The organism is Corynebacterium sp. MSK039 (assembly GCF_030232315.1).
Taxonomy (GTDB): domain Bacteria; phylum Actinomycetota; class Actinomycetes; order Mycobacteriales; family Mycobacteriaceae; genus Corynebacterium.
This window is the reverse complement of record NZ_JASPJL010000025.1, coordinates 1-4,977: the sequence shown is the minus strand read 5'-3', so window position 1 is coordinate 4,977 and position 4,977 is coordinate 1. Positions and strand designations below refer to the sequence as shown.

The window sequence follows — 4,977 nt, the reverse complement described above, 5'->3', positions numbered from 1 at the left end:
GCCGACCGGAGAAGATGCCCATGGACCTGATTATTCCACGCCGGTCTTCCTACTGCCCCAACTTTGCAACAGCACCATCGAAGGTCTCGTCGCGGACGTTCCGAAGCTCCGGCACGACGAAGCCTGATCGTCGTCGTCCCGAGAAGATCTAGGCTCGTCCGGCGCGAAGGGCGATGAGGGCTGCTTCTACGCGGTTGCGCGCTTCAGTCTTCCGCAGGATCGCGGAAACGTGCACCTTGACGGTGCCGGGAGCGAGGTGCAGCGCTTTCGCGATCTCAGCGTTCGTCTCTCCTTGGCTGAGCCGGATCAGAATCTCTCGCTCGCGAGCCGTGAGGCGTTCGAAGCGTTCGACGGCGCTCGCGTACTGGGTGTACGTCGTCGAGACGCCGGAGTCGAGCAGACGCCGGGCGACCGAGGGCGAGAAGAACGCTCCGCGACCGGCGACGGCGTGCACACCGGCGATCAGCTGGCGCGGATCGCCGGACTTGAGGACAAACCCGTCTGCGTCGAGCCGGATGGCCTCGGCGATGTAGTCGTCCTCCCCGAACGTGGTGACGAACAGGCAGGGGAGCGCGCTCCCGTCGGAGCGGAGCCGTTGCAGCGCGTCGAGTCCGCTCATCCCGGGCATCTGGATGTCGAAGAGGGCGACGTCGAGACGGTGCGCGTCGATCTTGCGCAGGGCCTCTGCTCCGTCGGCGGCCTGGGCTACGACCTCGATGGCGGGATCGGTGTCGAGGATCCCGACGATGCCGGTCCTCACGAGGGGGTCGTCGTCGGCGACCAGGACTCTGACCGGGGCCTCGGTCGCTGTCATCGTTGTCCTCCTGCGATGTACTCGGTGCTGGAGACCTCGTCCTGCGCGAAGCAGATCCGGTACACGTCCCCGGCAGCGTCGTCAAAGGTGTTCGCGGTCACGGCGTAGTCGTGGCAGTCGTCCGGTCGGTTCTCGCCCCGCCTGGCCGGCAGCTCGTGGCCGGGCAGGATCCGCTCGGTCTCCGCCCGCGCGTCTCCGACGCTGATGCTTGAGAAGGCCCCTGCCGACAGCAGCGCGCGGTGGTTCTGCACCACCGTCAGCGCCTCGACCGCTGCGAGCCCGACGACGACGATCGCCGCGGTCGAGGCGAGAATCAGTCGCTGGCGGAGCTTCGTTCTGCCGGTCGAGCTCTCATCGACGTCTCTCGTCGCCTCCACAGCGCGATCATCGTGCGTGCTCTGCTCCTGACGGCGAGTCGGGAGGACCGCAGAGAGGACGAACGCACTGTCCGTCTTCTCCGCGGCGAGTTCTCCGCCGTGGGCGCGGAGCTCACTTTCCAAAGTGCTCAGGCCCGTGCCCGCTGTGTGCGCGTCGGCAGGAGTCTCGCCGAGGGCGTTCTCGATCTTCAGACGCAGCTCGGCACCGACGTCGGCAGCGGTGATGTCGATCGGGGTGCCGGGAGCGTGCCTGCTTGCGTTCGTGATCGCTTCTTGTAGGACCCTCGTGACCTGCTCGCCTCCGAAGTCCTGCAGCCGCCTGGGTTCCGGCAGTCCTTGCACGGTGATGCGCGCACCGGCTGCGCGGGCCCGGGCCAGCAGTGCATCGACAGATGCTGCGCCCATTGGCAGCACGGGAGCGCCGGATCTGAGGTCGGAGACGGAGTCCCCCAGGCGTTCGACCGCGTGGGCGAGGTCGTTGCGGGCGTGTAAGAGCGAGGTGCGGGCGCTCTCGGGCAGTGCCGGGTCGATCTCGAGCCGTCCGAGATTGAGCGCGACGAGGCTCAACGAGTGGCCGAGGTCGTCGTGCAGCGACTGCGCGAGGGCGAGCCGGTCGGCGGTGGCGCGCTCCTTGAGCTCGGCCAGGCGCTGGACCTGCCGCAGCTCTCGCTCGCGGTCTGCCCTCCGCCCGAGGACGATGTACTGGCGCACGGCGAGACCGATCAGCCAGGGCACACCAGCGCGCATGAGCGCCGGGGGAAACTCCTCCGCGACGTAGAGCCAGTGCCCGTCGAGCCACGTGGCCCGGGCCATGCTCACGACGACCAGCACTGCCAGTCCTCCCAGGCCCGCGCGCGGACCCCTGGACCAGAGCCCGATTGCGATCGCGGCGATGCCGGTGAGCAGGGCCATGAAGAGGCCCGGCTCCGGCGCGGAGGCCAGCACCCCGAAACCGATCGCCGTTAGCGCGTCGACGCTCCGGCGCGCAGACGGACGATCAATTAGGGTCATGCGCTCCATTCTACCGGGGACCGTGGGCTCGCCGCCTCCCTCGATCGGGCGTGCGCAGCACCTCGCCGGTATGACCGTGGGCATAGACGAGTCGCCCCGCATGGCAGATTCTGAGGCCGAACCGCGTCCATAGCGTGGATTTCATGACTCACGAAACTTCGACGCGCACGCTTTCGACGTCGCGCAGATCCTCGTCCCGCCCCGTGCCGTGGCCCGCGCTGTTGATTGCCGTCGCAGCTCTTGCTGCCCTCGCTCTCGCGACGTATCCGGTGCGTGAGCGCCTCTTCACCGCTGTCGCCGGTCTCGCCGAGGGCTCGGCACTGGCCTCGGCGGTGGGATCCGTGGCCGAATTCGGTCTGCTTGCCCTCGTGGCGACCGCCGGCGTCCTCGCTCTCTGGTGCTGGCTGCGCGAGCGCCGGCGGTTCTGGCTCCTGGCGCTGGCTGGACTCGGCGTGATCACGGCCTACGGATTGAGCGAGGCCGTCAAGCTGCTGGTCGAGGAGCCGCGGCCCTGCAGCGTCGTCGACACTGCCACTGTGCTCAGCTGCCCCGGGAGCGGGGACTGGTCGTGGCCGTCGAATCACGCCGTCCTGGCCGCTGCCTTCGCCACCGCCTGCATCCTCGTCGTCCCCCGCCTCGCCTGGTTCGCGTTGCCTCTCGCGCTGGCGATCGCCGCCTCTCGAGTGGCCGCCGGAGTCCACTACGTCCACGACGTGCTCTCCGGTCTCGCGCTCGGTGCCCTCGTCGTCGCGGCCGTCGTCGCCGCGGCGTCGCCGGTGCTGGACCGGCGTCTGACTGGCGGACGGGACGGCCATCCGGATTCGGCCAGCCGGTCCCAGGGCGGGCGCGCATGATCGAGGTCGACCGTCTCTCGAAGCGCTACGGCCAGGTGACCGTTGTTGAAGGATTGAGCTTCACGGTCCCCGACGGATCCATCACCGGGTTCCTAGGCCCGAACGGAGCCGGCAAGTCCACGACCATGCGATGCCTCCTCGGGCTCCACAAGCCCACCACCGGAACCGTGCTCATCGACGGGCTCCCGCTGACCGCCCAGACGAGGCCGGCCGAGGTCGTCGGAGCCGTCCTCGACGCCTCCTGGTTCCACCCCGGCCGGACCGGACTGGCGCACCTGACGACCATCGCTGCTTCTGCCGGCCTACCCGACCGCCGCGCCTGGGAGGTACTCGAGGCCGTCGCGTTGACCCAGGCAGCTCATCGCAGGATCGGCGGCTACTCGCTCGGGATGAAGCAGCGCCTGGGGCTCGCGGCCGCCCTGCTGGGCAGACCGCGCAACATCGTCCTCGACGAGCCGATGAATGGCCTCGACCCGCAGGGGATGGAGTGGATGCGCGCCTTCCTGCGCGATGCCGCCGCGAGCGGCCACGCCGTCCTTGTCTCCTCCCACCTGCTCGGCGAGATGGAGACCCTCGCCGACCGCCTCGTCGTCATCGACAACGGCCGCTTGCTCGGCCAGTGGGACGTCGCCGATCTTCTGCACGCGCGCAGCCGCCAAGCGCTCCTCCGCACCGACGACGACGAACGCGTCGAGCAGGCTCTGCGCGGACTGCGGGTCCCCGTAACCGCACTGCCCGAGGGACTCTGCGTGACATTCGACGAGACGGTCCCCGACGCGCTCACGCTCTCGCGGACCTGCCGAGACCTCGACGTGCTCATCACTGCCCTGACGGACAAGCCGATCCGGCTGGAAGAGGAATTCCTCCGCCTCACCGACCGATCATCCGAAGCCGAACATGGCAAAGAAAGGCCCGAGCGATGACACGAGCATTGACAGCTGAGGTGCGCCGACTGCTCACCGTGCGCTCCACAGGCATCTTCGCTGCGCTGCTGATCGGCTGCTGCGTCGGCCCCATCGTCCTGATGGGCATCGTCTACGACCCGGCCTATCGAGGGCCGATCGACGCCGGTGATCTGGGCAAGTGCGTGAGCATCTTCCATGTGCTGGCCATCGTGTTCGCCGGCACACACACCGCGACCGAGATCAATGCGGGGTCGACGGCGCTGTCCTTCCTCACGCAGAAGAGTCGATGGGCCTCGTTGGTGGCACAGGCAGCGGTCCAGTGGGCGTTCCTCGCATTCGCGTACGTCGTCGGCATCGGCCTCGCGCTCGTCGCGGCGACGTTCTATCCCGACGGGCTGGCCATGTCGCCGCGAGGGTGGGCCTACCTCGCGGCCTACCTCCTCGTCGTTCTCCTGTGGGCGACGATGGCGACGGCGCTTGCCGTCCTCACGCGCTCCGTCGCGGTGTCCGTCGCCGCGCCGATCACGTGGATGCTCCTGATCGAACAGCTCGCGTCCATGGTCCCGATGCTCGAGGCGATCACGCCGTGGCTGCCGTTCAACGCCAGCCACATGCTCCTCGCCCAGGCACTTGGAGAGGCCCCTGCAGGCATGTCCGTGTGGCCTCCTGCCGTCGCGCTTCTCGTACCGGCACTCGGCCTGGCGGGCGCGGGGCTATGTGCCCATGTCCGACGGGACTCGGCGTGATGGGCAGGCCTGCGCCTCGCATCCGCCGCCCAAGACGGTTCGTGGCGTCGCAGGGCTGGGGCTGACTCACACCGCCGTTCAACAAACGGTCGTTGATGTGAACAGTGGTCCGGAGGAGCCGATCGCGAGCATTTCGCCGAGTGGGTGTTCACAAACCCGTTCAACTACATCTAGACTAGACAGAGGCAGTTGAAGGTGCTGTTGCAACTTGGGGCGGGAGCCAAGAAAGCTCCGTTTTTATTGTGTGATCAACGCTATGTTCCTGTGTTG

Annotated in this window: 5 protein-coding genes; 3 read left to right on the top strand and 2 right to left on the bottom strand. The window is 68.1% G+C overall.

What is annotated here, in order from left to right:
- Positions 1-148: 148 nt before the first annotated feature.
- Both QP997_RS09580 and QP997_RS09575 read right to left on the bottom strand, forming a co-directional pair.
- Positions 149-814: a response regulator gene (locus QP997_RS09580; protein WP_011867674.1), complete on the bottom strand. Its 666-nt coding sequence runs from the start codon at positions 812-814 to the stop codon at positions 149-151.
- Positions 811-2,202 carry a sensor histidine kinase gene (locus QP997_RS09575; RefSeq protein WP_168167009.1) on the bottom strand — a complete coding sequence of 464 codons (1,392 nt, stop codon included), beginning with the start codon at positions 2,200-2,202 and terminating at the stop codon, positions 811-813. The genes QP997_RS09580 and QP997_RS09575 overlap by 4 nt, the downstream gene beginning before the upstream one ends.
- Before the next feature lie 143 nt (positions 2,203-2,345).
- Here QP997_RS09575 and QP997_RS09570 point away from each other — a divergent pair, with 143 nt between their 5' ends.
- From QP997_RS09570 to QP997_RS09560, 3 genes are read left to right on the top strand one after another with little or no spacing between them, the layout of a single operon-like run.
- Complete coding sequence (locus QP997_RS09570) at positions 2,346-3,056, top strand: phosphatase PAP2 family protein (RefSeq protein ID WP_080972059.1); 711 nt, start codon at positions 2,346-2,348, stop codon at positions 3,054-3,056.
- Entirely contained in the window at positions 3,053-3,979 is a 927-nt protein-coding gene (locus tag QP997_RS09565; protein ID WP_011867677.1) for an ATP-binding cassette domain-containing protein, read from the top strand. The genes QP997_RS09570 and QP997_RS09565 overlap by 4 nt, the downstream gene beginning before the upstream one ends.
- The gene (locus tag QP997_RS09560; protein ID WP_066513013.1) at positions 3,976-4,707 is read left to right on the top strand and encodes an ABC transporter permease; all 732 of its coding nucleotides are present in this window, start codon (positions 3,976-3,978) and stop codon (positions 4,705-4,707) included. Before QP997_RS09565 ends, QP997_RS09560 begins: the two co-directional genes overlap by 4 nt.
- The last annotated feature ends 270 nt before the right edge of the window (positions 4,708-4,977 follow it).

What these genes read in the sequence shown, in the direction of transcription:
- QP997_RS09580 (WP_011867674.1), bottom strand. Translation starts at nt 814, where the DNA reads ATGACAGCGACCGAGGCCCCGGTCAGAGTCCTGGTCGCCGACGACGAC.
- QP997_RS09575 (WP_168167009.1), bottom strand. Translation starts at nt 2,202, where the DNA reads ATGACCCTAATTGATCGTCCGTCTGCGCGCCGGAGCGTCGACGCGCTA.
- QP997_RS09570 (WP_080972059.1), top strand. Translation starts at nt 2,346, where the DNA reads ATGACTCACGAAACTTCGACGCGCACGCTTTCGACGTCGCGCAGATCC.
- QP997_RS09565 (WP_011867677.1), top strand. Translation starts at nt 3,053, where the DNA reads ATGATCGAGGTCGACCGTCTCTCGAAGCGCTACGGCCAGGTGACCGTT.
- QP997_RS09560 (WP_066513013.1), top strand. Translation starts at nt 3,976, where the DNA reads ATGACACGAGCATTGACAGCTGAGGTGCGCCGACTGCTCACCGTGCGC.